This is a genomic window from Vibrio galatheae (genome assembly GCF_000967545.1).
Classification (GTDB): domain Bacteria; phylum Pseudomonadota; class Gammaproteobacteria; order Enterobacterales; family Vibrionaceae; genus Vibrio; species Vibrio galatheae.
On record NZ_JXXV01000036.1, the window covers coordinates 18,961 to 43,932 of the forward strand.

The window sequence follows — 24,972 nt, forward strand, 5'->3', positions numbered from 1 at the left end:
CATATTATGTCTGTATTGTTACACTTAGATTTCACTGAGGGGATAAATGAAGCAGTTAAAAATTTGTGCGGCTCACTTCAAAGTCATTATCATTTGCCTCGTGATTACTGGGTGTAGTACTTCGCCCAAATTTGAATCTAGTGCACAATTGAATCAGCCGCTCTCTGCACACGAAGCGATCACAAAAAATTCATTACTTGATGTGTATAAGGTATGGAAAGGCACGCCTTATCGTTTAGGGGGAAACGCTCTAAATGGTATCGATTGCTCTGCTTTTGTCCAAACAACATATAGCAAAGCACTCGGTTTACAACTTCCCCGCACTACGTTGGCGCAAACTAAATTAGGACAGGAAATTGAGTATGGGCAGGCCAACGTTGGGGATTTAGTATTTTTTAAAACCGCGCCAAAAGTGAGACATGTTGGCGTTTATTTGGGTAACCAACTGTTCATGCATGCTTCAACATCGAAAGGGGTGATCATTTCAAGACTCGATAACCCTTACTGGGCTTCGAAATATTGGCACTTTAGGCGAGTAAGTTACTCGCCTGAGGTCAATTGAGTGCTACGCGGGTCAGTCGTATTTCGCCACCGCGGAATCGAACAAATTTTTAACCAAGGCAATGTACTCATCCAAAAAGCTGATTTGACCATTGGTTGCGGGTTTCGCCCACACACCAGCGAGCACTTCACTTAAATCTTCCACCACCGAATCGGCTTCTTTTAATAGCTTGAAACGTACGCTGGAATGAAGTTCAGGGTTTTGTTCAAAAATCGCCATAATATTGCTCGCGACCATATCAGTAACGACATCTTCCACGCTTTCTGTCCCAGTGTCCCCTTCATCAGAAGCGAACACATCAAGATTAAAAGCCAAATGCTCAATTAAAGCCAAATAACCATCGGTTTCAACAACCACAGCTCATCTCCGTTATAAATTTATGTCGTTGACTAACATCTTTAATACTAAGTCATATCAATCAATAGTTACAACCAAAGCCGAGTAGGTTGCTGACTTCCTGCACAAATTCAGGTGCCTGACTTGAATAAAGCTAGCATAGCTTCAAAGTAATTGAAGGTGGTTCGCCGATAAAATTATCGATCTTCGCCCTTACCCCCGCACGAGAATCGACTTAGGTCACATTTTCACCTTGTTGATTCGCAATCAGTCTAAATGGTTGAATTTTTTGCACTATGAATCAGTATTCAGCGCAAGCATCTTCTACACTATTGTTAACGGCAATTAACTCTAGGATGAACTATGTGGCAAGCCATTTCTAAACAGCTTTCTGAAACCTTGATGTTTTCTTATGAAATTGTTGAAAAGGAAAAAGTGAATGGTGGCGATATTAGTGATTGCTACATGGTTTCCGATGGCGAACAACGCTATTTTATTAAGGTAAACAAGCGCAGTTTTCTGCCTAAATATGAGATAGAAGCAGAGAATATTCGAATCTTACGCGAGAGCAACACGGTATTTGTCCCCGAGTTGATTTTAACCGGAAAATCGAAGGAGCACTCGTTCATTATTCTTAACTATCTACCCACAAAGCCACTCGACGACAGCAAAAATAGCTTTGCGTTTGGTCAGCAGTTGGCGCGATTACATCAATGGGGAGATCAAAAGGAATATGGCTTTGATCAAGATAACTTCATCGGCGCAACCCTTCAACCCAATCGCTGGAACCGAAAATGGGCACGATTTTTTGCCGAGCAAAGAATCGGTTGGCAACTCCAATTGTTGCGAGAGAAAGGCATTAACCTTACTGATATAAACGAGTTTACAGAATTAGTCCATGACCGTTTAGCCAGCCACCAGCCGAAACCTTCTTTACTGCACGGTGATCTCTGGCATGGCAACGTTGCTAACTCGGTATTCGGTCCGATTTGTTATGATCCGGCTTGTTACTGGGGAGATCGCGAGTGTGATATCGCCATGACAGAATTATTTGAAGGCTTTCAACCTGAGTTTTATCAAGGCTACGAAAGCATTGCACCGCTCGATTTTAGCTACAGCGAACGGAAAGATATTTATAACTTGTATCATCTGCTTAACCACTACAATCAATTTGGCGGTCACTACTTAGATCAATCAGAACGACTAATAAAACAGATTCTTTCATATTAAATATGAATGATTTAGCACTTATAATACAATAAGTTACAATAACTCAGTTTCTTCGTTGTCAAATGTTTTCATTATCAATAGTGAAGTTTGCGGCAACGGAAAACTGATTTCCTTACTCGAGTCAAATTTTGTACTTAATTCATGTCGAATAGAAACTTCTCCGCTTAAAATAGAGACGTCTACAGGGGCTATCCTTGATTTCAGGGAAGCAGTTAGACATTCGTTTTCTATAAGTTGTAAGGAAAAATGTGATGAGAAAATATACAGAAAAGATGGTTTCATGCCCCCACTGCGGACATTCAATAAGTCTTACATTAGATGCTTCAAATGGAAGCCAAAACTTTTATGATGATTGCCCTGCTTGTTGCCATGCGATTCATTTAAGCATGACAGTCAATGAGCAAATGGACAAGATAGACCTTCTCATAGACGCAGACGACGAACAAATTTTTTAAAAAAAGCGCCTAGCGGCGCTTTTTTACTTGATTCGATCGGCTAATAAGCGCTCCACGGTATCAACAATCGCCTGTGTTTGCGGATCAAACTCGATATTGACTTTGTCTCCGACTTTTCTCTGACCAAAGAGTGTGCGTTGCAGCGTTTCAGGAATTAGGTGAACGGAGAAAGACGCTTCGTTGACCTCGCCAATCGTCAACGAACAGCCATCTAAGCCAATATAGCCTTTCGCTAGCACGTACTTCATTTGCTCTTGAGGAAGAGAGAACCAAATTGTGCGATTATTGGGGGTATCAATGACCTCGACCACCTCCCCCATTAGAGAGATATGTCCAGACATAGAGTGGCCACCGATTTCATCACCGAACTTGGCCGCGCGTTCAATATTGACTGAATCACCAATGGTTAAATCACCAAGGTTGGTCAGTGCCAATGTGGCTTGCATCAGATCAAAACTGATCAAATCACCATTTATTTGAGTCACGGTTAAACAGCACCCGTTATGTGCTACAGAAGCACCTATCGACAAACCCTGGCTCATTTCATCACTTAATTTTACAGTATGAGTTTGAAAGTTATGTTTTTTATCAATAGCAACGACTTGCGCCATTCCTTGAACAATTCCTGTGAACATTGATCATTTCCGCGAGTTTTTCATGGTGCTTAGTGTGACATTTCTTTATTATCACGCACAATCATTTTCTCTTTTGTTCGCTAGCGTTCGTTCGCCCTATCCGCTAGTGGTTCAGGCCATCAAAGTTTGGAGTTTTTCTTGCAGCGTTATAAAACAGAGGCCAATTCATTAGTCCGCCTCGCAACACCGGTACTTATTGCCTCGGTAGCACAAACAGGCATGGGCTTTGTCGATACTGTCATGGCTGGTGGCGTCAGTGCAACGGATATGGCCGCCGTATCCATTGCAGCGAGCATTTGGCTACCATCGATATTATTTGGTATCGGCCTATTGATGGCACTGGTACCTGTGGTGGCACAACTTAACGGTTCAGGTAAACAGCACAAAGTGCCATTTGAAATACAGCAAGGTATAGCAATGGCATTGCTACTTTCGATACCGACAGGCCTTGTCTTACTCCAGACAGAATCCATTCTTAATTTAATGAACGTCGAACCTTTGATGGCAAGTAAAACCATCGGTTACATGCATGCGGTGATCTTTGCCGTGCCTGCGTTCTTGTTATTCCAAGCATTACGCAGTTTAACCGACGGTATGTCACTGACTAAACCTGCGATGGTGATTGGCTTTGTCGGCCTGCTGTTGAACATTCCGTTAAACTGGATTTTTGTCTATGGGAAATTTGGCGCGCCAGCGTTAGGTGGCGTTGGTTGTGGCGTTGCAACAGCTATCGTGTACTGGGTGATGTTCCTTATGTTGCTGTTTTATGTGATGACATCGCAGCGACTGGCAAAAGTAAATCTATTTGGACAATTCCATAAACCCAACTTAAAAGCACTCATTAAGCTTTTAAAGCTCGGTTTTCCTGTTGCCGCTGCGATGTTCTTTGAAGTGACCTTATTTGCAGTGGTTGCCTTATTGGTTGCGCCGTTAGGCCCTTTGGTTGTCGCAGCGCATCAAGTCGCAATAAACTTCTCGTCAATGGTATTTATGCTACCAATGAGTATTGGTGCAGCGACCAGTATTCGCGTTGGTCATCGCCTTGGCGAGTCAAATGTCGAGGGTGCGACCATTGCCTCGCGAGTCGGTGTGATTGTCGCGGTGGCAACGGCATTGGTAACGGCGTTGCTAACCGTCCTGTTCCGCGAGCAGGTGGCCCTCTTATATACAGATAATCGCGGCGTTATTGATCTTGCGCTGCAACTGCTATTGTTCGCCGCCATTTATCAAGTTGCTGACGCGGTTCAGGTTGTGGCTGCGGGTGCACTACGTGGATACAAAGATATGGCAGCGATTTTCAACCGTACCTTTATCGCGTATTGGATATTAGGGCTACCGCTGGGCTACATTCTCGCAATGACAGACTGGCTCGTTGAGCCTATGGGCGCTCAAGGTTTCTGGATGGGCTTCATTATTGGTTTATCATCTGCTGCTGCTATGCTGAGTATTCGATTGAGATGGATGCATAAGCTCGGTGACCAAGTACAGCTAGAGTTAGCATCAAAATAATTAAAGGCCCACTCGGGCCTTTAATCCATCTAATCTATCCGTTCTCTGATATAGCGCGCAAACTTGGGAATGCCGTTATGAGTCAGTCCATTATAACGGAAGGTAATCTTAGCCCCCACTTGAGGCGGATTCACCCGCTGTGCATCACTAAACCCACTACCAATGTAAAACTGCCTTCCATCCGCCATCTGGACAAGCAAGGCACCCATTTTCCCTTTCAGTCTGCCGTTGCCAACTTTATAGCCCACCACTAACGCTTCGGCATCTTGATGTTTTTTAAGCTTCAAGAGGTCACTGCTTCTTCCAGCTTGATATCGACTGGTGATTTTTCGCAGCATGATCCCCTCTCCCATGGTATCTGCCACGCTATCTAAATATGAGAATAAGGCTTGTTCACTTTCTATTGGAGTGTGTTCAATGTATTGAATATGCTCCAAGCCAAGGTTGTCGACTAGGTGAACTAAATTGAAGTAGCGTTTTGGGTAATCACCGGCGGAATGAGGAACATCAAACAACATAAATTTTATTTGGCGCCAAGCCACGTGATTGGGCTCTTTGTCTAGAACGGTTTGCTGGACGAGGTGAAAATTTCCTCTGCCAGCCCAAAGTTCACCTTCAAGCGGATAGTCTGGAAGCTGACGAGTAAACCATGGCGGCGCAGAAATCACTTTTCCATTTCTGGTTGTTAACGCTTTCCCATTCCAGATTGCCCTTATCCCATCAAGCTTTTCACTTTGCCAATAGTCCGTAACATCGATACTAGCGTCATACACTGTCGCTAAAGTGACTGGCAGGGAATCTGCTATTTTTTCTGTTGCTTGTGCCGATGTGGCAAACGTTGATAATACGCCGATAGCAACCAGCGTTAACCTGATCTTCATACCCGTGTCCATACTGAATAGAGGAATAACAGAGTGCTACAGCTGGTCCATAGGTCAACGATTCACTCAACAACGCTCGACTCACCTCTAATTGGTTCTCAACTGACGGATTTCTCGATTACACCAAAATAGGGAATGTCATTGATGCGTTGTCATCAGAAATTAGCTAGCCACTCATCCAATTCAACGCTGCCTCACGACTAACAGAGCAGGATCGCGCTACAATCAAGATTTCAGTGAACTATGTTCGTGATTTGATGCACATTTTTCGTCAAACAACGCGTAAAACAACAACAATTCGATTAGTTATAAAGCAAACGAATCAAAAACGAATAAAATGCACTTGCACGATTACGGAACTCTCGGTAACATCCATCTCGTTCTTAAGGAATGGGTCCGTAGCTCAGTTGGTTAGAGTACTACCTTGACATGGTAGGGGTCGGCGATTCGAGTTCGCCCGGACCCACCACTCCTTACTGCATCGTAATGCGAAGAACAAAAATTTGGGTCCGTAGCTCAGTTGGTTAGAGTACTACCTTGACATGGTAGGGGTCGGCGATTCGAGTTCGCCCGGACCCACCAAATTTAAACAAAAAGCCCGCTTTATGCGGGCTTTTTGTTTGTTGAACTATGTGAATCCATCTCATTGACCTAAACGGATTAATCTACTCCTCATCCGCTACAGGTATACCGTTGCCCATTTAGCGGCAAATCCACCACATAAGCTTAGAGTGCAAGCAAGAAGAATATTTGCTAGGATGCGCCCCCCGACTGTTAGTGAGTGACATCATGAACCGTAAGAAAAAAATAAATAGCATCTTAAAAGCTAAACAGAAAAAGCAAAATGCCAAGCTGCATAAGAGCAATAAGCCGCGCTATATCTCTAAGGCTGAACGCGCAAAAATGGACGCGGAAGAGCAAAGCCAACAAGCAAGTGAAACAACTGAAGAGTGTGCAGTTGAGCCTACCGAGAGTTCGGCACAAGAGTAATATAAAGACATAAGTTGCGAAAAGCGCCAGATCAGTACTGATTGGCGCTTTTAATGACGGTGTTGACCACTAAAGAAACCGTATTAGTTAGCGCTTGATAAGTAAGTTTTGATCGATTGGAATATATCTATCACATACATCGATTAGTGCTTGAGCCGTTAAACCCGGCACGCCATACACATCTACTTTAGTAGCAAAGCGTTGTTGAATTCGTTCCACCAGCAGCTCAAAATCTCCATCGCCGGAGAGTAATATGACACGATCGACTTTGGCCGCTGCTTCAAACACATCAAGCGTAATACCAACATCCCAGTCCCCTTTTGCACTACCATCTTGTCTTTGAATATAGGGTTTAAGTTTAACGTTAAAACCTATTCCTCTTAGTATGTGATGAAACTGACGTTGTTTAGGATCATTTGAGGCAATGGCATACGCGTTCGCTTCAACAACTTCTTGCCCCTCAGTGGCGACGTACCAAAACTGGTTATAATCGAAATTGGTTCGATATTTGTCTCTAGTGGTGTAATAGATGTTTTGTACATCAACAAAGATAGCGACTTTTTCCATAATTGATTACCTTAATTTCGATGGCGAAACTTTATCAGAACAGTAATCGAATTACAGTAAAGCAAAGGCCCGAATTCACCATCAGGGTAAATTCAGGCCTCAAAGTATCTATTGAAAGGCGAGCTTTAACTGTCAGAATTTGGTGGCTGAAACCATTTCAGCTTGTCATGCAATGTGGTTACGTTACCAACGACAATCAAAGCTGGGCTGACAGCCTGCTCCGCCATCGTTGGTAAATCTTTCAGTAAACCAGTAAACACACGTTGTTCAGGCCGAGTCCCATTTTCGATGATGGCACAAGAGATGGTTGCATCCAGCCCTGTTTCTAGCAGCTTTTGAGTAATATAGCCGCTTTGCTTTAGGCCCATATAGAACACCAGCGTGTTGTTTGATTGTGCCAATGAATGCCACTCGATTTCACGTCCATCTTTTTGTACATGACCAGTAATGAACTGAACGCTTTGCGCGTGATCGCGGTGCGTTAATGGAATACCGGCATAAGCCGTTGCACCCGCCGCCGCAGTGATGCCTGGAACCACATCGAATTTAATACCAAATTGCGCCAGCTCTTCGAGCTCTTCCCCACCACGACCAAAGATAAACGAATCCCCGCCTTTCAAGCGAACAACACGTTTACCCTCTTGGGCTTTTTGTACCAAGATCTGGTTGATTTGATCTTGCGGTACGCAGTGAAAATCGAGCCTCTTACCCACGTAGATCATTTCGGCACTCGAATCGGCCAGCGCTAAGATCTCTTTAGACACCAATCGGTCATATACCACCACTTGCGCGGCTTGAATCGCTTTTAACCCTTTGACTGTAAGCAGATCAGGATCGCCCGGCCCGGCACCAACAAGTGAAACAAAGCCGCTGTTCAAAGATTCGTGGTGAGTAGTCATATCAATGCCTATCGAAAAATTTAGAGGTAAAGAGTAACACTCAAAAGATAAGCAAGGAGTATTACTTTTTATCGCTAAACCAAGAAAAGAATGTATAGATGCGAAGATTAAGAAAGGCCCCACCGAATCAAAGGTGAGGCCACACTCGATTATTTAGCTACAGCAGGTTGCGCTTTGACTTCTTGTTCAGCATTGATAGAAGGCGCTGTTTTTGCGTGCGTTAGGTAAAGTGGAATACAGGTCATCACTAGACCACCAACAATGTTACCTAGGATGGTTGGGATCAGGTTGAAGTTCAGCCAAGTCGCGATACCGAAATCCGCGCCTAGCAGCATGCCTAATGGGAATAGGAACATGTTAACCACAGTGTGCTCAAACACCAGCGCGAAGAAGATAAAGATTGGGAACCACATCATCATCACACGGCCAGCGACAGTGCGTGCCGTCATATTGCCGATAACACCGAGACACACCATTAGGTTACAGAAGATACCGCGCACGAAACAGGTGATCCAACCGTCCATGCCCATTGCTTCAAAGCCTGCACTACGAGCGGTAGAAGCGCCAATGAACGTTTTCGCTACGCCATTGAGTTCAAGCGTGAAGTTACCAGTTAATGAAACTGCGACTAGGTAAGCCACCAACAATGAACCAATCAAGTTGCCAAGCCCAACTAAGCCCCAGCAGCGCAAGATACGGCCCCAAGTGATACCCGGGCGACCATCAAACTTTGCTAACGGCGCAAGGCCAAATACACCAGTGACCAAGTCATAGCCCATGACTGAGAGAATAACGAAGCCCACTGGGAACACCAGCGCACCAACAAGTCCAATTCCCGTTTGAGTAATTGCGGTAATAGCTACCACAACCGCTAGCGAAAGAATAACACCCGCCATAGTGCCGCGAAGAATCAAATCGCGCGTACTTGTGTTGGTTTTTGCTTCACCGATATTGATCATGGTTTGCACAAATTCTGCAGGTTTAAAATCAGTAGACATGAATGTGTCCTTATCCAAAAGTGAAAGTTAAAAGTTGAAATCAAATAGTGAAAGGCTCGCTGTTGCTCTGTCCTCACAACGAAAAACAGCAAACCTTGAAGCTATTCAATCTCGTGACAACTCATTTAAGCTGCGACCTCGACTTTACCTTTGCTTACTCGTGCTTGGTACGATTTCACGCTCTTGGTTGCGTCTTCCATGCAGGCACCAGTAGCCAGGTTAAAACGTTGCTTCTTCAGCGGGCTAGCTACCCAAAGCTGGTCGTCGTGCTCAACAATTAAACCGCGTGATAATACGTTTGACTGGAAAAACGGATCCATGTTGTTAATTGCAAACACTTCTTCTGTCGCACGCGGGCGGAAGATCGCCACTTGTTGACCGTTAAGCAGTGCAACCACACCCGTACCAGGGATTATGTCGTCAATGCTACAAACTTTTGTAAATGCCATGATGTTGTCCCTACTTAAACAAGTTCAACATGAAGGATATCGCCCTTCACTTCTGGGTGTTTCTCAGTAAATGTCGCTGGGCGGTGCTGTGCACGCTCGGAAACGAATACCACGTTGTCATCACGTTCATCTGAGTTGATGAAGTGGGAAAAGCGTTTAAGCTGAGTTGCGTCATTGATCGTGTCAGTCCACTCACAGCGGTACTCGGCAACAAGCTTAGCGACGTCAGCTTCAAGCTGTTGGTTAATACCAAGTTTGTCTTCAATGATAACTTCACGTAGATAGTCGATACCACCTTCTAGGTTCTCGAACCATACCGAAGTACGTTGCAGCGGAGCAGCCGTGCGGATGTAGAACATCATAAAGCGGTCGATGTACTTGATCAGTGTCTCTTGGTCTAGGTCGCCAGCCAGCAGTGTTGCATGACGCGGCTTCATCCCGCCGTTACCACATACGTACATGTTCCAACCTGCATCAGTCGCGATAATGCCTAAGTCTTTACCTTGCGCTTCGGCACACTCACGGGTACAACCCGAAACACCGAACTTCATCTTGTGCGGGGTACGAATGCCTTTGTAGCGGTTCTCGATCATCACGCCAAGACCAACTGAGTCTTGCACGCCGTAACGACACCAGGTTGAACCAACACAGGTCTTCGCCATACGCAGCGCTTTTGCGTACGCTTGACCTGTTTCGTAACCCGCTTCGATCAGCTTCTGCCAGATGGCTGGTAGGTCATCTTTCTGCGCGCCAAATAGACCAATACGTTGTGCGCCGGTGATCTTGGTGTACAAGTTGTACTCTGCCGCGACGTCTGCCAGAGCAGATAGTGCTTGAGGCGTCACCTCACCGCCCGCCATACGAGGGATCACCGAGTAAGTACCGTCTTTTTGCATGTTGCCAAGGAAGTTATCGTTGGTGTCGTGCAGCTTCACTAAAGATGGTTTTAGGATGTGGTCACCCCAGCAAGACGCCAAGATAGAACCTGCTAGTGGTTTACACACTTCACAGCCATAGCCAGTACCGTGCTTCTCTAGTAGCTCTTCAAATGACTTGATTTCGCCGATGCGAACCAGATGGAACAACTCCTGACGCGAGTAAGCAAAGTGCTCACACACATCCGCTTTGACTTCAACGCCCGCTTTGGCAAGCTCTGCATTGAGCACTGAGGTCACGAGAGGAATACAACCGCCACAACCCGTTCCAGCGCCAGTTACCGCTTTGATATCACCAATTGTGTGATGACCTTCGGCAACCGCTTGGGCAATCTTGCCTTTTGTCACATCAAAGCATGAACAGATAACGGCGGAATCTGGCAGTGAATCGGCTCCCAGCATTGGTTTTTCACCGCCCGCATGTGCTGGCAAAATTAGCGCGTCTGGGTGCTCCGGTAGGTCGATTTCATTCAACATCAACTGAAGTAAATCACCGTAGTCAGAAGTATCACCAACCATCACCGCGCCAATTAGCTTTTTATTGTCTTCAGACACGATTAGGCGTTTATATACTTCTTGCTCTTCGTTGTGGTAAACGTAGCTCTTACAACCCGGTGTACGACCATTGGCATCACCAATTGAACCCACCTTCACGCCTAACAACTTCAGCTTAGCCGACATGTCCGCGCCTTCAAACTTACTGTCGTTGCCAACGAGATGGTCAACTGCAACCGTTGCCATCTTGTAGCCAGGAGCAACCAAGCCGTAGAAGGTTTCATTCCAAGAAGCACATTCACCGATCGCGTAGATGTTGTCATCCGAAGTCTGGCAAAAGTCATTAACTGCGATACCACCGCGCGGAGCAATATCTAGCTTCATCTCACGCGCGAGTTTGTCTTGAGGGCGAATGCCCGCCGAGAAGACGATAAAATCTGTTTCCAGCTCAGAACCATCAGCAAAGCGCATTACATTACGAGCATCTTTACCCTCAGAAGCAATTTCGAGCGTGTTTTTGCTGGTGTGAACCGTTACACCCATGCTCTCGATTTTTTTGCGCAGTTGGTTACCACCGGCTTGATCAAGCTGCTCAGCCATCAGTTTTGGCGCAAACTCAACCACGTGGGTTTCCACACCAAGTGCTTTCAGAGCGCCCGCGGCTTCTAGGCCAAGTAAGCCACCACCAATCACTACACCGATTTTGCTTTTCTTCGCGCACGCTTCAATCGCTTTGAGATCTTCGATAGTACGGTAAACAAAGCAATCTTTACTCTCACGGCCCTTAATTGGTGGAACAAATGGGAATGAGCCAGTCGCCATAATCAGCTTATCGTATTGAATTTCACGGCCAGTGCTTGAGTGTACGATGCGCTTTTCGCGGTTTACGTTAATGGCGCGTTCACCGATCAACATATTGATATCATGCTTGTCATAGAAGCCTGCTTTAACAAGCGATAACTCGTCTGCAGTGTGGTGAGAAAAGTAAGAAGAAAGGTGAACTCGGTCATAAGCGACACGTGGTTCTTCACAGAAAACCGTAATTTCATATTGAGAGGAATCGGCCTTCTCAACTAGGTCTTCGATGTAACGGTGTCCTACCATACCGTTACCAATAACAACCAGCTTCAACTTGCTCATAATACTTCCTAAGGGTTAGGTTCTTTATCTGAGCCAATTGTTATTTGTGTAAGAAAATTAATACATGATGTAAATCAATTACAGTTTTAAACTACCCTAAAGGGGTAGTCGATTAACTTAAGTCACAAAATATGTAATTGTTAGACATATTTGGTAATGAACATTCTTTATCCGTTGTACGAGTGAATAGTGTGAACACAGTAAAACACGCAAGCGAGCACCAACTAAAATCACACCAAAAATGAAAACAAGAAATTAATTCTCAATAACTAGACGAAATTCATTAAGTGTTGTGGTTTAAATGCCTAAGCGTGCGAAATTGATTCACATCATTTATGAATTGAAGTCGCCGAGGTTAGCATAGCGAGCGTCAGTTAAAGACACACAAGAATGACAACAACGCCAATTATTTAGATGCAATCTTGCCGACAACTGGGACTAATCATGACGAACTCGACAGTAAACAAGGATTACTGCGCTTCAGCAAATCTCATATCTACTACCGACGCTTCTAGCCATATCACACACGCAAACGACGATTTCTGTAATATTGCGGGCTATGACACTCACGAATTAATCGGCAACCCACACAATATAGTGCGCCATCAGGACATGCCTAAACTCGCGTTTGGCCAATTGTGGTCTTATCTCCAGCAGGGGAAAAGTTGGATGGGACTGGTCAAGAATCAGTGCAAAGACAACCAACACTACTGGGTGTCTGCATTTGTCACACCGATCAAAGATGCAGAGGGCAATACTATTGAATATCAGTCAGTACGTTCAAAACCCACACGCGAACAAGTCACACGTGCAGAGACTCTCTATGCAAAACTTTCTTCTGGCAAGATCCCGAAAAAGTTACGCTTACCCCTGCATACCCTTTCGATTATATTTGCCGCCTTGTTTACCGCCAGCTCACTCGCATCAGCATTTATCAACCCTAGCCTGACCACACTACTTAGCACCCTGCTTGGACTTACGGTGACCGCAAATACCATTTACCAGAGCAAGCGTTTTCGCAAGGTCGCTGAGTTAGCCCATGATGCCTATGCTAACCCGCTGATGGAAAAGCCGTACACCAACAAATTTGACGACTATTCGCAAATTGAACTGGCATTGATGATGAAAAAAGCCGAGTTACGCGCGGTGACCGCCAGAGCGACGGAGACTGCGGGGCAAATTCTGATTTCTGCAGAAGATGAATTTGGCACTATTCAATCAATTGGTCACAGTCTAGATCAACAATGCCAAGAGACCGAGCAAGTCTCTGCAGCCGTTGAAGAGCTAACTCAATCAATTACTGAAGTCGCCAATGCGGCCTCTGCGGCGTCAGCACTTGCTGAAGAGGCTGACCAAGAGTCGAAATATGGACTGGAGAGCATTCGCGCTACCATCGCCGAAGTTAATACGCTCTCTGAGGAATTGGCTCAAGCGCAGGAGATCATCACCCGGCTTTCTCACGATAGCCAAAAAATCGATAGTATCTTAGAAGTCATCACCACTATCTCTGAACAAACAAACTTGCTCGCACTCAACGCGGCTATTGAAGCCGCTCGTGCCGGTGAAGCAGGACGTGGTTTTGCGGTTGTCGCTGATGAAGTGCGCAACTTAGCATCAAAGACAGGATCATCTGCAAATGAAATCCATGAGATGATCAGCCATCTACAAACCACCGCAGGCAGTGCCGTCAATGCGATGGAAAAAGGCATGGTACTGTCACAACAATGCAAAACGCGCGCTGATGGCACGGGGCAAGTTCTAGACACTATTTCCTCTACACTAACCGAAGTAACAGATAGCAGTCTTCAAATTGCAGCCGCGGTTGAAGAGCAAGCGACGGTAACCAAAGAAATTAATCGTAATATCGTGAACATCAAAACCTTATCGGACGATACGCTATTAACCTCACAAACCTCCATTCAGCGGACCAGCGCTCTCGTTGACAAGCTAGAAGGATTACAGCGACTAATGAAACAGTTTCAAACCAGCTAGCCTCACACCAACTGGTTAGCTTCTCCGAAAAAATAGGGATTATTTGGAGTAAGCTAACCTCACATTATCGTATTCAAGGTCGAGGCGGTTATTTGCGCAACCCATGATCCAACACACACATCTCATAAAACGCATGTACAATTACCGCTCTGCAGTCTTAATAGCGTGATCTTGATTCAGTTTTTACCTTGATTCCATCCACGAAAAGCCTATGATGAGTCTCATATTCAAGCTTTGGCATATTTACTCTTACTAATATAGGCGACAAGGATGGAGCTAGACATTTTTAATCCTTCTCAGCAGTTGCGCCGAGCAGTATTATTCTGGCTAAGTTTGTTACTGGCTGTCGTCTCGCTGTCGATATCCAGCTACTACCTTGTCACGCAGCAATATACTACCCATCATTTTATCGAAACCGCTTTTGGACTGTTCTCTGCGTATATTGCTTACTACACATACAAGCAATCTATCTCCAAAGTTTTTAGTACCGCTTACGTTATAGGCTTGATTGGGGTGATTGGCTTTGCCACCTACTCTTACCCTATCCATTACGGCGTGTTTATTTGGGCATGTCTATTTCCTGTTCTCTCCTACTTGATCTTAGGTCGTCGTTCAGGCGTGATCGCGACTAGTGTCGGGTTCGTTACCTTGGTGTACTTAATTTCCAGCAAGCTTTTCTCAGGCGAGGTTGAAGGGAGTTACCAACTTGTGATTAATTTTACTTTAGCGTTTGTGGCGATTTGGCTCACCTCCCATGTGCTTGAAGTGAAAAGACGCGTCAGCGAATCATCATTGGGCCAACTCGCCTCAAGGGACGCTTTGACTGGTGTCTACAATCGCCATGCGTTAGTTCATAATTTTTCCCGCTATCGTAATGAGAGCGTCAAGCTACCTTTATCGCTGTTAATACTTGATCTCGATTTTTTTAAGGCGGTTAACGATCAGTACGGTCATGACGTAGGAGATAAAGTCTTAGTTCAAACCGCGGCCTTAATTGATGAACTTAGTGATGAGCATTTAGTTTATCGCATTGGCGGAGAAGAGTTTTGCATTGCGCTGCACAACACGGCAGTCAATGAATCGAAACAGAAAGCAGAGCAGATACGCAATACCATAGAAGGCTTTGCGTTTAACGACTCAAGTGAGCCTATTGCGTTAACAGCGAGTATTGGCGTGTACCAATGCGATCATTACGCCGATTTAGAGAGTGTCTTGAAAGAAGCAGATAAAGAGCTTTATCGAGCCAAACAGAATGGTCGCAACCAAGTTATGGTGTGCAACCATACATCAAATAGCCTGAGTTATAGCTAACTCTGTTCATCTTCTTCAAAGACGACATTGTAGTTTTCAGTGTACGTACAATGTGGCTGACGACTACACGTGAAGAAACGACGCCCTTTGTGCTCACCCTGACTGGCAACCTTAATCACCATCGGGCTACCGCAACGTTTACAAAATCTCACCTCTTTATCTGGTTCAATTAAATCGATATGAGCAGCGAGTAAGCGGCGTAATCTTCCAACCTGATAACTGTATTTAATATTCGCGCCAATCAGTGGAATACCAGCCGATTTGCTGACATGAATCAACAGCTTCTGTCTATCTACCTTACCCTTGTCGAGTTCTTTACCATTGTCTAGCTCAATCGCGACTCGAACCTCCATCGTTCGTGGATCGCACACAACAAAATCGTAATAACTTTTAGCGATGCGGTTGTTAGCAACAAACCACTGTTTTTTATCGGTAGCAAGCGGCAAAATGACGTTGGACAAGTTGACCTTGCACATCACAACACCATGCTGCCCCACCGCAGAAATTAAGGCATTGTAAAAAGCGGTCTCTTGAGCATTGAGAACCGGCCCTTTCTTTTTATAAGCGCTGTCTTTTAGCTCATCTTGCTTGAGATAGCGCTTTTGGATCACGACGAAAAATATCACCAATATGGCAACAACGATAAAAACACTTTCCATTGGCGTAACAACTTACTTTAACAAGTTCAATGATTTGATTATTCGACATTATACGCGCAGGGCAATAAGAGGTTAACGATTTTGAGATGTGTGATTTGGTAAGTCGAGTTTTATCACCACTCTATGTTCTGGGTCGATACGTTGCCATGATTCCCCCCAGTACTTTTTCACCAATTTATCGAGCATGCCGTTACTCTTCGCTTTCCGCAATGCCGTTTCTAAGATGTCTCGATACTTAGCCATCTCTGGCGACAAGTAGAATTTGAAGTCGCAGTCGTAAACCAGTAGTAGCCTCTCCTCAATCGCAAGGTGGGGGTTTTGTTTTGCTTCAGACAGCACCTCGTTCATTCCGCGTGGGAAATAATTAACTTCGCCATCAATCGTTAGTTTGTGGTAAAGCGAACGCCACTCTCCGTCTTCAACGTAGATGTTTAAGCCGTTTTCCTGCCAAACTTCAACATCAAACCAAAGTAAGCCTAACCCAGCAACGAGATGGGTATCTTGTAAGTCTTGGAGTGTATGCACTTCATTGAGTTGGGGTTGCAACTCAGGAGGTATCAACATCACTCTCTGCCCAATCAAACCGTTGGTTAACGGCACATTAACCACGGAATACTTTGCGTCTCTTTCTGGTGTTGCAAGTAACCAAGTGAGGCTCAATTGGTTATTCTCTACCATCCTGATCACTCGCTTTTGGGGGATATGCTCACTCGGAACAACGATTTCCACGGCGTAACCCTGCTTGGTCAGAGCCTCGTATAACAGCTCATGATAAAAACGATGACCGTTATCTAGCTGGGATGCTAATACTAGCGTAATTGACTCTTTCGCCAATGATTGGCTCGCCACCACAAGCAATAGTAGAGTCCAGAGTTTCATTGGCGCTCCTTTAGATATTCGGCCTCAATTCAATAACCACATAGCACAGGTGTGCACTACTTAAGCCACCCTCTCAGCGAGCTGACTGTTTAACTGGTAAATGACGTAAAAAGCAAAGATAACTCGAACAAGACTTATCCATAGCGGTTAAGTATTTCCGTTACATTTTTCATTTGCTTATAACAAATGTAGAGGGCGATGGCAGTTTCGTCTAGTTGGGTGATCGTCGATATGTTCTTTCTGGCCGACCGACAGATCCATAATTCAAGTCCGCTTCGAGCTCACCCGTGCTGATTAGGTATTCTAAGTAGCGCCTCGCTGTCGTGCGACTTGCGCCAATTTGTTCCCCGGCTTCATCGGCGGTCAAATGTGCATTCGCCTCAAACAACGACTTTATTTTATCTAGAGTCACCCCATCAATACCCTTCGGCAAACGATTTTTATGTGGCTCATTAGTTGTACTGCTTTGGAGCATTTTATCAACAATGGATTGATCAAGATCGTTAGCGTGGTTGAGCTGATGCTTTTGCAATACGTATTTTTTAAGCGCGGCTTCCAAGCGCGGGAAAACCACAGGTTTAAGTAAGTAATCAACCACACCGCCGCGCATAGCTTGCTGAAGGGTGTCAACGTCTCTGGCGGCAGTGATCAAAATCACGTCGCAACTAAGATTTTTGGTACGTAACTGTTGGAGAATTTCCAACCCTGTGCCGTCAGGTAGATAGACATCCAGCAACAAAAGATCGGGATGCAATAGTTCCAACTGCAGATTCGCTTCGAGTTTAGAGGTGGCGATACCAATAACCTGGTAGCCTTCCATTTGCTCTAAGTAACGCTGATGCAATTGAGCGATGCCGAGATCATCTTCGATGATCATTACTCGCGTCATCGAGGTCATAAATGTTCTTCCTTCGGTATGTAAACAGTCACTCTTGCTCCAAATTGTTTGTTGTTAACCATTTCCAACTGACCATGGTAGCGCGCTGCAAGTTGATGGGTTAAGAATAGCCCCACACCACGGGTTGCAGCATCTTTGCTTGATACACCTCTCTCGACTAACGCCTCTTTCTCGATGTTTTCAGGTAGCCCGCAACCTTGGTCAATCACTTCGAGTATGACTTCATTGCCGTAGTCGCTGATTGATACCTCCACCACTCGCCTGTCTGACGGCAGTATTGGGTCTTGCGTGATTGCGTCGCGCGCTGCATCAAAGGCATTATCAATTAAATTCCCGAGCATGGTGACCAAATCTTCTGGGTTAATACGTTGTGGAAGCGGTTCAAGTCTTGACCCCTCTTCAACTACCAATTTCAATCCCAACTCGCGCGCGCGCTCCGTTTTGCCCAGTAGCATTCCGGCGATTAACGGCTCTTTAATCGTCTCGCGCAGGAATTCGATTAATGCCTGGTAGTGCGCTGTCTCTTGGCCGATGAGATGCTGCACTGCTTCGAGCTCACCCATCTGCACCATACCACTGATCGTATTGAGTTTATTACGATGTTCATGGGTCTGTGAGCGCAACATATCTGCGTACTCTTTGGTTTTTGCAAGTTGCTCGGTTAGCTCGGTTAAATCATCTCGGCGACGAAAACTAGATACAGCCCCGACAACTTTACCATCGACTATAATCGGACTTCTGTTGGCAATTAATCTTTGATTATTTAGGTATAAATTAATGTCGTTATCAGTACGTGCTGTTTGTATCACTGTATGTAAATCGCTGTCAGGTAAAATTTCACTCAACGGACGATGAAGACTTTGTTCTTTATTGAGATTAAGAATTTGGCAGGCACTTTTATTGATCGAGCGGAGCTTACCTTGATCGTCGATAGTAAGAATACCCTCTTTGAGCGTTTCCAGTGTGACGTCAAGTTCGACGTATAGGCGACCAATCTCTTCTGGTTCAAAGCCCAAAATGGCTTTTTGGAACCGCCTTGACGCGTAGCTAGAAACAATAGCGTTCGCACCCACCACCACAAATGCCATCAGAACAAGGAAAATAACAAAAGGTTCGATTCTATCTTGCAATCGGTCAATCAGATAGCCAACCGAAACCACACCGATGATCTCGCCTTGCTGATTAAATATCGCCGATTTACCGCGTACCGAGTAGCCCAACGAGCCTTTTGCAATCGAGACGTAGGATTCTCCTCCTTGCAATGCCCGCTCGTTGTCTCCACCTTTCATCGGTTTGCCGATTCGTTCTTCCAGCGGATGAACAAGGCGTATTCCGTTGCGGTCACCAATCACAATGAAGGCTGCACCGATCAAACGAGTCAGTTGCTGATAACGCTGTTGGCTCTCTTCTGTCACGCCATTTTCCACGGTATCGATAACATAAGGAGATTTAGCCAAAAACGAAGCCACTCCGAGCGCTTTGAACCCCATTTCCTGTTCTTGGTCATGCTTGATGTAGAGAAAGCCCGCCGCAACGAGAATCAACAACTCAATCAGCCCCGATAGTGTCATGATAATCAGCATTCTTTTCCGAAAGCTGATACTGCTCCATTTCATATCTACTCCTATGCTCACCGCAGAATAACATTCGTTTAACATCACCACGATTATCCGTCGATCAAATTGTGATGTTTACAAAAGTTATTTATTGCTTGCGGTTATTAGCCAGAGACCAGTTATTCTACAATCGTTAGCTTTTCGTTCTCATTGCAAATTTTGTAAATAAAAGCGCCATAATTAGGGACTATGATCACGCCAATTTTAGATTATTTTTTATACGCACCAGTCACGAACCTCGTATAATTATGTGGTAAACAAAAAAGTTTATGCAGGCTTAAATAGCAACCAAAACCAATAACAACTCAATAACATTTGGTGGCTAACTTGTCAGAGGGAAAGACGATGGAACGTGACGTATTCGGTATTTGTTTGTCTAAAGGCATGTTGTCAAATAACCTATCAAGTACTTTTACGCACGTGAGGGCTTACCAAAAGTCAGAACAGGGTGAGGATGTAACTGTGATGCATGCATTCCCCCAGATGTCCGGTCGAGATCTATTGACCAATATGGAAGGGACAAAACGGCTATTGTGGCGAGCAGAATATGTATGCTCAAACCTTAAGTAGCTAGGATCTAAGGTGAACATTAAGTTCTCACGTAACAAAGAGGGAAGCAAATTAGCTTCCCTCTATTCGTTTAACTGTTTGAACTAGCAGAAGCTTGCCGCAATTGCGTGAGATATTTAATCCAGCTTTCTGCCTGCATAGAGGGGGCAACGTTATTTGCTCGCTTAGCTTCAATAAGCGCCTTTTCTAATCTGTCTAGCTTGTAGAGCGCACGGGTCTTTGCCAGTGCAACCTCAGCAGCTCGCCCTTTTACTTTGTTCAATACGTCCAATGCTGGTAGATAGTCCCCTTGCTGAACCATCAACTGAGCGACATTCCAATAGTACTTGTCATCGATTGTCGCTGCACGTTGCCAAATCGCGATCGCTTTGTCCCACTCTTTGGCCATTTGCCAATAAGTTGCCTGTTCGACGATAAGATCGACATCACTCAACGCATTGTCTAACTGGCTGATTTCAATCGCGGCACGCTCAGGAACCCCACGTTTAGCATAGAGTTGAGCGAGCATCCGCTTATCACTTTGACTCAATTCGAGTTGGTTCAGCTTGGCCAACGCAAGCGTGTCCAACGCATCTCCTTCTTTACCAAGTCGCATTTGCAGGCTAATCAGTTGTTTCCACCAAGTGACCTTCTGCGGCTGTAAAGTAATCAATTGTTCCAACGTCGGAATGGCTTGCGCCCACTTTTCAAGTTGAAGCTGAGCACCAAGCATCAATGATAGCGGTTGTATTGGATCTTGTTGGTCAGCTCTTAGATACGCTTTAGCCGCTGGAATCACATCTGCCCACTGTTCAAGTTGATAGTGTGCCTGAGCAATTCTAAGCCAAACATCGTCTACCTTTTGCGCTTTAGGTGGTGAATTTAACAGCAGATAATAGTGCTTGAGCGCATCACCAAACCTTTGTTCGCTGAGATAAAGGTCTGCCAGCATTCGTTGCGTTATCCAAGCTTGTTCATCTTGCAGTAAACCACTGCTTACCGCCTGTTCTAGATGGCTAATCGCTGATTTCGCTTGCCCCGCTTGCCAATAAAAAACACCGAGCATACGAGCGATATATGCTCGATCATACTCACGCGATGTTTCAATCTCGTTGAGCATTGTGATCGCTTGTTTGAGCTTCTCATCTTGCGCCAATTGGTGAGCCTTTTGCACTCTAGCTGCGGTTAACTGGCTAAGCTCCTGCGCTATCGAATGACTAGAAACAAGCAGCATACAAGCCAAGACTATTCGCTTAATCATTTTGCTATCTTAAACTCCAATCGTACCTGCTGGCTTAATTGAGCAATGGCGCTGCCGTCGACCACTTTAGGTTGATATTTCCATTTTTTCAGTGCAGCGACCGCGTCACGTTCAAACATTCGCTTAGGGTTCGCGTCCACTACTGTAATATCGACTGGCTTTCCTGTTGGATCAATCGTAAATGTCATCACAACATATCCTTCAGCCCCACGTTTAAGCGCTTTTGCTGGGTAACGAGGTTCAACACGGTACAGCGGCATCGCTTGTTGGTTAACGCCAAAATCACCAAAACTTGGCGCATTGATCGCCAACCCTTCAATTGCGGTATCGAGTCCTAAGGCAGGCTGAGCGACCGGCGAGATCTGGGCCAACTGTGTTTGAGTTTGAGACGTCGGCATTTGCTCTGGCACTTGCGGTGCTTGGGGTTGCTCTGGAAGCGTACGCTGGCGGCGCTGAATATCTTGTTCGTTTTCTACCATTACCATATTAAAGCTAAGCGCGCTAGTTGGCTCTGTCGCTCGGTGATGGCGTCCATCAACCATCCACGCCATTAAACTGAAAATAGCCACAACACAAGCCAATGCAATAGGCATAGCAATGAGCAATCGAAGCACTAGATTTTCTCCGCGGCGAGAGCAATATTCTTCACCCCAGCGCCTTTTGCTGCATCCATAACTTTCACGACGGTACCACTGTAGGCATGTTCGTCAGCCTGAATCACCAGCGAGGCGTCTGGTTTATCGAGTAAAAGATGCTCAAGCGTGGCTTCCACCCGCTCTACATCAACCACTCTTTTGTCGATATAGATGTCATTTGCAGACGTTATCGCCACAAAGATTCCCGCGTCTTTTTGACTAACGACATTCGCCGCGGTTGGTCGATTCACTTCGACCCCTGATTCACGTACAAACGAGCTCGTCACAATGAAGAAGATCAACATAATAAATACAATATCAAGCATAGAAGTCAGATCGACCTGAGCTTCCTCTTGTTTGTGATGACGTAGACCGAGTCTCATCGCTGACTCCTTAAAGATTGTTCAAGTTTGAGTTGTTTCATTTTGCATACTTTCACTAGGCGAGCGTGAAAAAACAGGCCAGTCAGTGCAGCGACCATTCCCGCCATTGTGGGTAACGTCGCTAAAGAGATACCCGATGCCATTAATTTAGGGTCGCTACTGCCTTGATTCGCCATCACATCAAATACCGAAATCATACCTGTCACCGTGCCTAATAAGCCAAGCATTGGACAGATTGTCACCAGCACTTTAATCACATTGAGGTTGTGATTTAACTGTGATTGCGCTTCACAAAGCCAGCCGTCACGAATTGCTCTCGCGTACCATGAATGCTGGTCACTACGATCCTTCCAGTAACCAATCCACTGCTGGCTATGTTTTGGAAACTGAAAACAAAGAAAAAGAATGCGCTCCACAATCAGTAACCACCCCATTAGCACAACAGCGAATAGCCACCAAAGTACCTGACCACCTTGCTGCATAAAGCCTTGCAAGCTCGTCATCCAGTCGCTAGCCATCACAGCTTGAGGCATTAAAGCGAATATCGCGTCCATTACGCGGCATTCTCCAAACTGCTGGAAAGCTTGTTACTCTCTTGTTCAGCTTGATTTGCCACTAGGGCAATCCCCTGCTTTTCTAGAATATTGCGGATAGTTTCAGCCTGTGAGCGGAGGATATTGTGTGCCAGCAGAAGCGGCATAGCAGCAATCAAACCCAGTACGGTGGTCACTAACGCCATTGAAATGCCACCCGCCATGACTTTAGGGTCGCCATTACCAAATTGCGTGATCACTTGAAATGTTTCGATCATCCCGGTGACGGTACCCAAAAGGCCAAGCATTGGCGCCAAGGCAGCAAGAAGCTTGAGCATTGACAACCCTCTTTCAAGACCAGCTTGTTCGTCAACCACAGCTTCGAGCAAACGTAGCTCTAACGCTTCTAAGGTGAGATTTTTCTCTTTGCTGTAGACAGCCAAAACGCGGCCTAAAGGATTGTCGCTTGGGGTTTGTGGTGTTTTTAGCTGGCGACGGATTTTTTGCCGTGCCATGGATAAACTCACACCACGTACTAAGGCGATCACAATGCCTATCATAAGCAAACCAAGAATAACTTTACCCACAGCACCACCGGCATGAAGCCTATCCATTAAGCTCGGTGTCAGGGCCAATTGCTCCAGCATTTGACCACGCGAAGGGTCGACAACAAGCACGACACGCTCACCGTTAAGCAAAGGCGCTAAATTACTAGATGTTGGCCCATTGGCCGGTTGTTTCACATAAGCTGTTGCATCTTGTTTGCTGTTGTTCCAATTAAGGTAGCCCGCGTCGCTAACGAGTCCAAACACACCAATACGTTGCGCTGTCACTTCTTTACTCAACCCTTCGCCATCAACATATTTGATCTGGCTAGATTGGATTTCCCCACTCGCGTTAATTTGCTCTTCTAGTGCAGACCATAGCCCGGTTAATTGAGGGAGAGAAGGCAACTTTTTGGCTGCAACGATATCATCAACGACTTCAGTATTGAGTTGAGCACCAGCTCCTGTCACAGATTGATCAAATTCAGATTGAAGCTCTTTCGCATGCTGGCGTACCACCCCAAACACTTCACCTAAGCTGCCGGTTTCGAGTCGCAGGTTCTCTTCCAAACGCGCAAGTCGATCTTCGTTAGCACTAAATTGGGCCGCGAGTTTATCGTTCTCACTCTGCAATTTTTGCTTTTGATCAGCAAGTTGCGCTTTCAACGCCGCCAATTCACTTTCGGTTTGCCTAAAGCCAGCTTCACGCTGAATGTTGTGCTGTGTTTGTGCTTTCGCATCGGCTTTCGCTGGGGCAGCAAGATCACCCGCTAGGGTACAAAAAGAAAGCGAGCTTAACGCGATAAGCGTGGCAATGATTGAACGTTTCATTACTGTGCCTCCGCGACTTTCAAAGAAACAGGTAGGGTGATTAAGCTCGGAGCGGCTTGTTTCAATGCAATACTAAACGCTTTATCAAGTTCGGATTTTAATGAGGAATCAACTTCTTGCCACTGATTTAAAGCCAGATCCCACGACCAAAACTTAGCGCCATTCAAACTGCGTGCGACCACTGAGATACGGCCTAAATACAACACATCTGTTTCTCGTGTTTGACCGTCAATGGATATTTCCCCCTGATAAACACCTAGCTTGGTGCCGTAATCGAGTTCAATTTGATACGCCTCAAGTATGCGGCGATACTTTTCGGCATCACTCACATCCGCTCGAGTCATCATAGATTCAAGCTTGCTAATACGCTCGTTACGTTGATCCAGTTTTATCGGTACATCTTCTGCAACGATCGCTTTTAGACCGTCGACCATTTGGTACATCAAAGGAACGATTCCCTGACGAGTTGACTTAATCTCATCAATTTGGCTATTGAGGCTCACAACCTCTTGCTCTTGGCTCGACACCAAGGCGGTTAAATGATCGCGATAGACTTTTAAGTTTTTGACTTCTTGTTCAAGCTGCTCAATTTCCGCTTTTAAACCCTGTGTGCGTTCGTCACTCACGTCGATGCGCTTCTGGCTCGCAGCGGAGGCTGCATTGGTTTTGCTTTGGATTGATTGGGCAGAATTGAGGTTGTTCGCTAGGGCCGCCGTTACTGACGTAGCAAGAACAATCGCCAAGCTGGTTTTAATTAAATTCATAACGTCTATTATTCAATGATGCGATATACGACTGA

At 45.4% G+C, this 24,972-nt stretch carries 26 protein-coding genes and 2 tRNA genes; 10 read left to right on the forward strand and 18 right to left on the reverse strand.

Features of this window, described 5'->3' with window-relative positions; genetic code table 11:
- The first annotated feature begins 46 nt into the window (after window positions 1-46).
- Window positions 47-562 carry an NlpC/P60 family protein gene (locus tag TW81_RS17620; RefSeq protein ID WP_045957057.1) on the forward strand — a complete coding sequence of 172 codons (516 nt, stop codon included), beginning with the start codon at window positions 47-49 and terminating at the stop codon, window positions 560-562.
- 12 nt (window positions 563-574) lie between these two features.
- On the opposite strand, the gene TW81_RS17625 is transcribed toward TW81_RS17620, so the two are convergent.
- Window positions 575-919 carry a DUF3802 family protein gene (locus TW81_RS17625; protein WP_045957058.1) on the reverse strand — a complete coding sequence of 115 codons (345 nt, stop codon included), beginning with the start codon at window positions 917-919 and terminating at the stop codon, window positions 575-577.
- Window positions 920-1,261: 342 nt separating this feature from the next.
- Here TW81_RS17625 and TW81_RS17630 point away from each other — a divergent pair, with 342 nt between their 5' ends.
- Both TW81_RS17630 and TW81_RS17635 read left to right on the forward strand, forming a co-directional pair.
- Entirely contained in the window at window positions 1,262-2,128 is an 867-nt protein-coding gene (locus TW81_RS17630; protein ID WP_045957059.1) for a fructosamine kinase family protein, read from the forward strand.
- A 251-nt stretch (window positions 2,129-2,379) separates the two neighbouring features.
- Window positions 2,380-2,583 (forward strand): CPXCG motif-containing cysteine-rich protein, encoded by a 204-nt coding sequence (locus TW81_RS17635; protein ID WP_045957060.1) that lies wholly within the window; start codon window positions 2,380-2,382, stop codon window positions 2,581-2,583.
- A gap of 23 nt (window positions 2,584-2,606) precedes the next feature.
- On the opposite strand, the gene TW81_RS17640 is transcribed toward TW81_RS17635, so the two are convergent.
- Window positions 2,607-3,218: a riboflavin synthase gene (locus TW81_RS17640; RefSeq protein WP_045957061.1), complete on the reverse strand. Its 612-nt coding sequence runs from the start codon at window positions 3,216-3,218 to the stop codon at window positions 2,607-2,609.
- Between the two features lie 138 nt (window positions 3,219-3,356).
- Between TW81_RS17640 and TW81_RS17645 the strand changes: the two genes are divergently transcribed.
- Window positions 3,357-4,727 carry an MATE family efflux transporter gene (locus TW81_RS17645; protein WP_045957062.1) on the forward strand — a complete coding sequence of 457 codons (1,371 nt, stop codon included), beginning with the start codon at window positions 3,357-3,359 and terminating at the stop codon, window positions 4,725-4,727.
- A 29-nt stretch (window positions 4,728-4,756) separates the two neighbouring features.
- Here TW81_RS17645 and TW81_RS17650 read toward each other — a convergent pair whose 3' ends face one another.
- On the reverse strand, window positions 4,757-5,608 hold the full coding sequence (locus TW81_RS17650; protein ID WP_045957063.1) for a DNA ligase: 852 nt from the start codon (window positions 5,606-5,608) through the stop codon (window positions 4,757-4,759).
- Between the two features lie 392 nt (window positions 5,609-6,000).
- Here TW81_RS17650 and TW81_RS17655 point away from each other — a divergent pair.
- The 3 genes from TW81_RS17655 to TW81_RS17665 all read left to right on the forward strand — a co-directional run bounded on the left by TW81_RS17655 (window position 6,001) and on the right by TW81_RS17665 (window position 6,598).
- Window positions 6,001-6,077 (forward strand) — tRNA-Val (locus TW81_RS17655).
- Between the two features lie 36 nt (window positions 6,078-6,113).
- A tRNA-Val gene (locus TW81_RS17660) sits at window positions 6,114-6,190 on the forward strand.
- 207 nt (window positions 6,191-6,397) lie between these two features.
- Window positions 6,398-6,598 carry a DUF2986 domain-containing protein gene (locus tag TW81_RS17665; RefSeq protein WP_045957064.1) on the forward strand — a complete coding sequence of 67 codons (201 nt, stop codon included), beginning with the start codon at window positions 6,398-6,400 and terminating at the stop codon, window positions 6,596-6,598.
- A gap of 87 nt (window positions 6,599-6,685) precedes the next feature.
- Here TW81_RS17665 and TW81_RS17670 read toward each other — a convergent pair whose 3' ends face one another.
- The 5 genes from TW81_RS17670 to nirB all read right to left on the reverse strand — a co-directional run bounded on the left by TW81_RS17670 (window position 6,686) and on the right by nirB (window position 12,081).
- Window positions 6,686-7,165, reverse strand: coding sequence for a LabA-like NYN domain-containing protein (locus tag TW81_RS17670; protein ID WP_045957065.1), 480 nt, complete (start codon window positions 7,163-7,165; stop codon window positions 6,686-6,688).
- 125 nt (window positions 7,166-7,290) lie between these two features.
- Complete coding sequence (cobA, locus tag TW81_RS17675; protein ID WP_045957066.1) at window positions 7,291-8,064, reverse strand: uroporphyrinogen-III C-methyltransferase; 774 nt, start codon at window positions 8,062-8,064, stop codon at window positions 7,291-7,293.
- Between the two features lie 149 nt (window positions 8,065-8,213).
- Window positions 8,214-9,062, reverse strand: coding sequence for a formate/nitrite transporter family protein (locus TW81_RS17680; protein ID WP_045957067.1), 849 nt, complete (start codon window positions 9,060-9,062; stop codon window positions 8,214-8,216).
- A 125-nt stretch (window positions 9,063-9,187) separates the two neighbouring features.
- Window positions 9,188-9,511, reverse strand: coding sequence for a nitrite reductase small subunit NirD (gene nirD / locus TW81_RS17685; RefSeq protein ID WP_045957068.1), 324 nt, complete (start codon window positions 9,509-9,511; stop codon window positions 9,188-9,190).
- A gap of 14 nt (window positions 9,512-9,525) precedes the next feature.
- Window positions 9,526-12,081 (reverse strand): nitrite reductase large subunit NirB, encoded by a 2,556-nt coding sequence (gene nirB, locus TW81_RS17690; protein WP_045957069.1) that lies wholly within the window; start codon window positions 12,079-12,081, stop codon window positions 9,526-9,528.
- A 444-nt stretch (window positions 12,082-12,525) separates the two neighbouring features.
- On the opposite strand from nirB, the gene TW81_RS17695 reads away from it, so the two are divergent.
- Window positions 12,526-14,073 carry a methyl-accepting chemotaxis protein gene (locus TW81_RS17695; protein ID WP_204244013.1) on the forward strand — a complete coding sequence of 516 codons (1,548 nt, stop codon included), beginning with the start codon at window positions 12,526-12,528 and terminating at the stop codon, window positions 14,071-14,073.
- A gap of 270 nt (window positions 14,074-14,343) precedes the next feature.
- Window positions 14,344-15,384 carry a GGDEF domain-containing protein gene (locus tag TW81_RS17700; protein WP_045957070.1) on the forward strand — a complete coding sequence of 347 codons (1,041 nt, stop codon included), beginning with the start codon at window positions 14,344-14,346 and terminating at the stop codon, window positions 15,382-15,384.
- Here TW81_RS17700 and TW81_RS17705 read toward each other — a convergent pair.
- The 4 genes from TW81_RS17705 to TW81_RS17720 all read right to left on the reverse strand — a co-directional run bounded on the left by TW81_RS17705 (window position 15,381) and on the right by TW81_RS17720 (window position 19,436).
- Window positions 15,381-16,043 carry a DUF2726 domain-containing protein gene (locus TW81_RS17705; RefSeq protein ID WP_045957071.1) on the reverse strand — a complete coding sequence of 221 codons (663 nt, stop codon included), beginning with the start codon at window positions 16,041-16,043 and terminating at the stop codon, window positions 15,381-15,383. The two genes, TW81_RS17700 and TW81_RS17705, sit on opposite strands and share 4 nt — an antisense overlap.
- Before the next feature lie 72 nt (window positions 16,044-16,115).
- The gene (locus TW81_RS17710; protein ID WP_045957072.1) at window positions 16,116-16,922 is read right to left on the reverse strand and encodes a hypothetical protein; all 807 of its coding nucleotides are present in this window, start codon (window positions 16,920-16,922) and stop codon (window positions 16,116-16,118) included.
- A 211-nt stretch (window positions 16,923-17,133) separates the two neighbouring features.
- Window positions 17,134-17,820 carry a response regulator gene (locus TW81_RS17715; RefSeq protein WP_045957073.1) on the reverse strand — a complete coding sequence of 229 codons (687 nt, stop codon included), beginning with the start codon at window positions 17,818-17,820 and terminating at the stop codon, window positions 17,134-17,136.
- The gene (locus TW81_RS17720; protein ID WP_045957074.1) at window positions 17,817-19,436 is read right to left on the reverse strand and encodes an ATP-binding protein; all 1,620 of its coding nucleotides are present in this window, start codon (window positions 19,434-19,436) and stop codon (window positions 17,817-17,819) included. Before TW81_RS17720 ends, TW81_RS17715 begins: the two co-directional genes overlap by 4 nt.
- A 345-nt stretch (window positions 19,437-19,781) precedes the next feature.
- Between TW81_RS17720 and TW81_RS17725 the strand changes: the two genes are divergently transcribed.
- On the forward strand, window positions 19,782-20,006 hold the full coding sequence (locus TW81_RS17725) for a hypothetical protein (RefSeq protein WP_045957075.1): 225 nt from the start codon (window positions 19,782-19,784) through the stop codon (window positions 20,004-20,006).
- 70 nt (window positions 20,007-20,076) lie between these two features.
- Here TW81_RS17725 and TW81_RS17730 read toward each other — a convergent pair whose 3' ends face one another.
- From TW81_RS17730 to TW81_RS17755, 6 genes are read right to left on the reverse strand one after another with little or no spacing between them, the layout of a single operon-like run.
- On the reverse strand, window positions 20,077-21,246 hold the full coding sequence (locus TW81_RS17730; RefSeq protein WP_045957076.1) for a BTAD domain-containing putative transcriptional regulator: 1,170 nt from the start codon (window positions 21,244-21,246) through the stop codon (window positions 20,077-20,079).
- Complete coding sequence (locus tag TW81_RS17735; protein WP_045957077.1) at window positions 21,243-21,860, reverse strand: energy transducer TonB; 618 nt, start codon at window positions 21,858-21,860, stop codon at window positions 21,243-21,245. The genes TW81_RS17730 and TW81_RS17735 overlap by 4 nt, the downstream gene beginning before the upstream one ends.
- Window positions 21,860-22,264, reverse strand: coding sequence for an ExbD/TolR family protein (locus TW81_RS17740; protein WP_045957078.1), 405 nt, complete (start codon window positions 22,262-22,264; stop codon window positions 21,860-21,862). The genes TW81_RS17735 and TW81_RS17740 overlap by 1 nt, the downstream gene beginning before the upstream one ends.
- Window positions 22,261-22,818 carry a MotA/TolQ/ExbB proton channel family protein gene (locus TW81_RS17745; RefSeq protein WP_045957079.1) on the reverse strand — a complete coding sequence of 186 codons (558 nt, stop codon included), beginning with the start codon at window positions 22,816-22,818 and terminating at the stop codon, window positions 22,261-22,263. The genes TW81_RS17740 and TW81_RS17745 overlap by 4 nt, the downstream gene beginning before the upstream one ends.
- Window positions 22,818-24,173, reverse strand: coding sequence for a MotA/TolQ/ExbB proton channel family protein (locus TW81_RS17750; RefSeq protein ID WP_045957080.1), 1,356 nt, complete (start codon window positions 24,171-24,173; stop codon window positions 22,818-22,820). Before TW81_RS17750 ends, TW81_RS17745 begins: the two co-directional genes overlap by 1 nt.
- Window positions 24,173-24,937 carry a DUF3450 domain-containing protein gene (locus tag TW81_RS17755; RefSeq protein WP_045957081.1) on the reverse strand — a complete coding sequence of 255 codons (765 nt, stop codon included), beginning with the start codon at window positions 24,935-24,937 and terminating at the stop codon, window positions 24,173-24,175. The genes TW81_RS17750 and TW81_RS17755 overlap by 1 nt, the downstream gene beginning before the upstream one ends.
- Window positions 24,938-24,972: the final 35 nt, after the last annotated feature.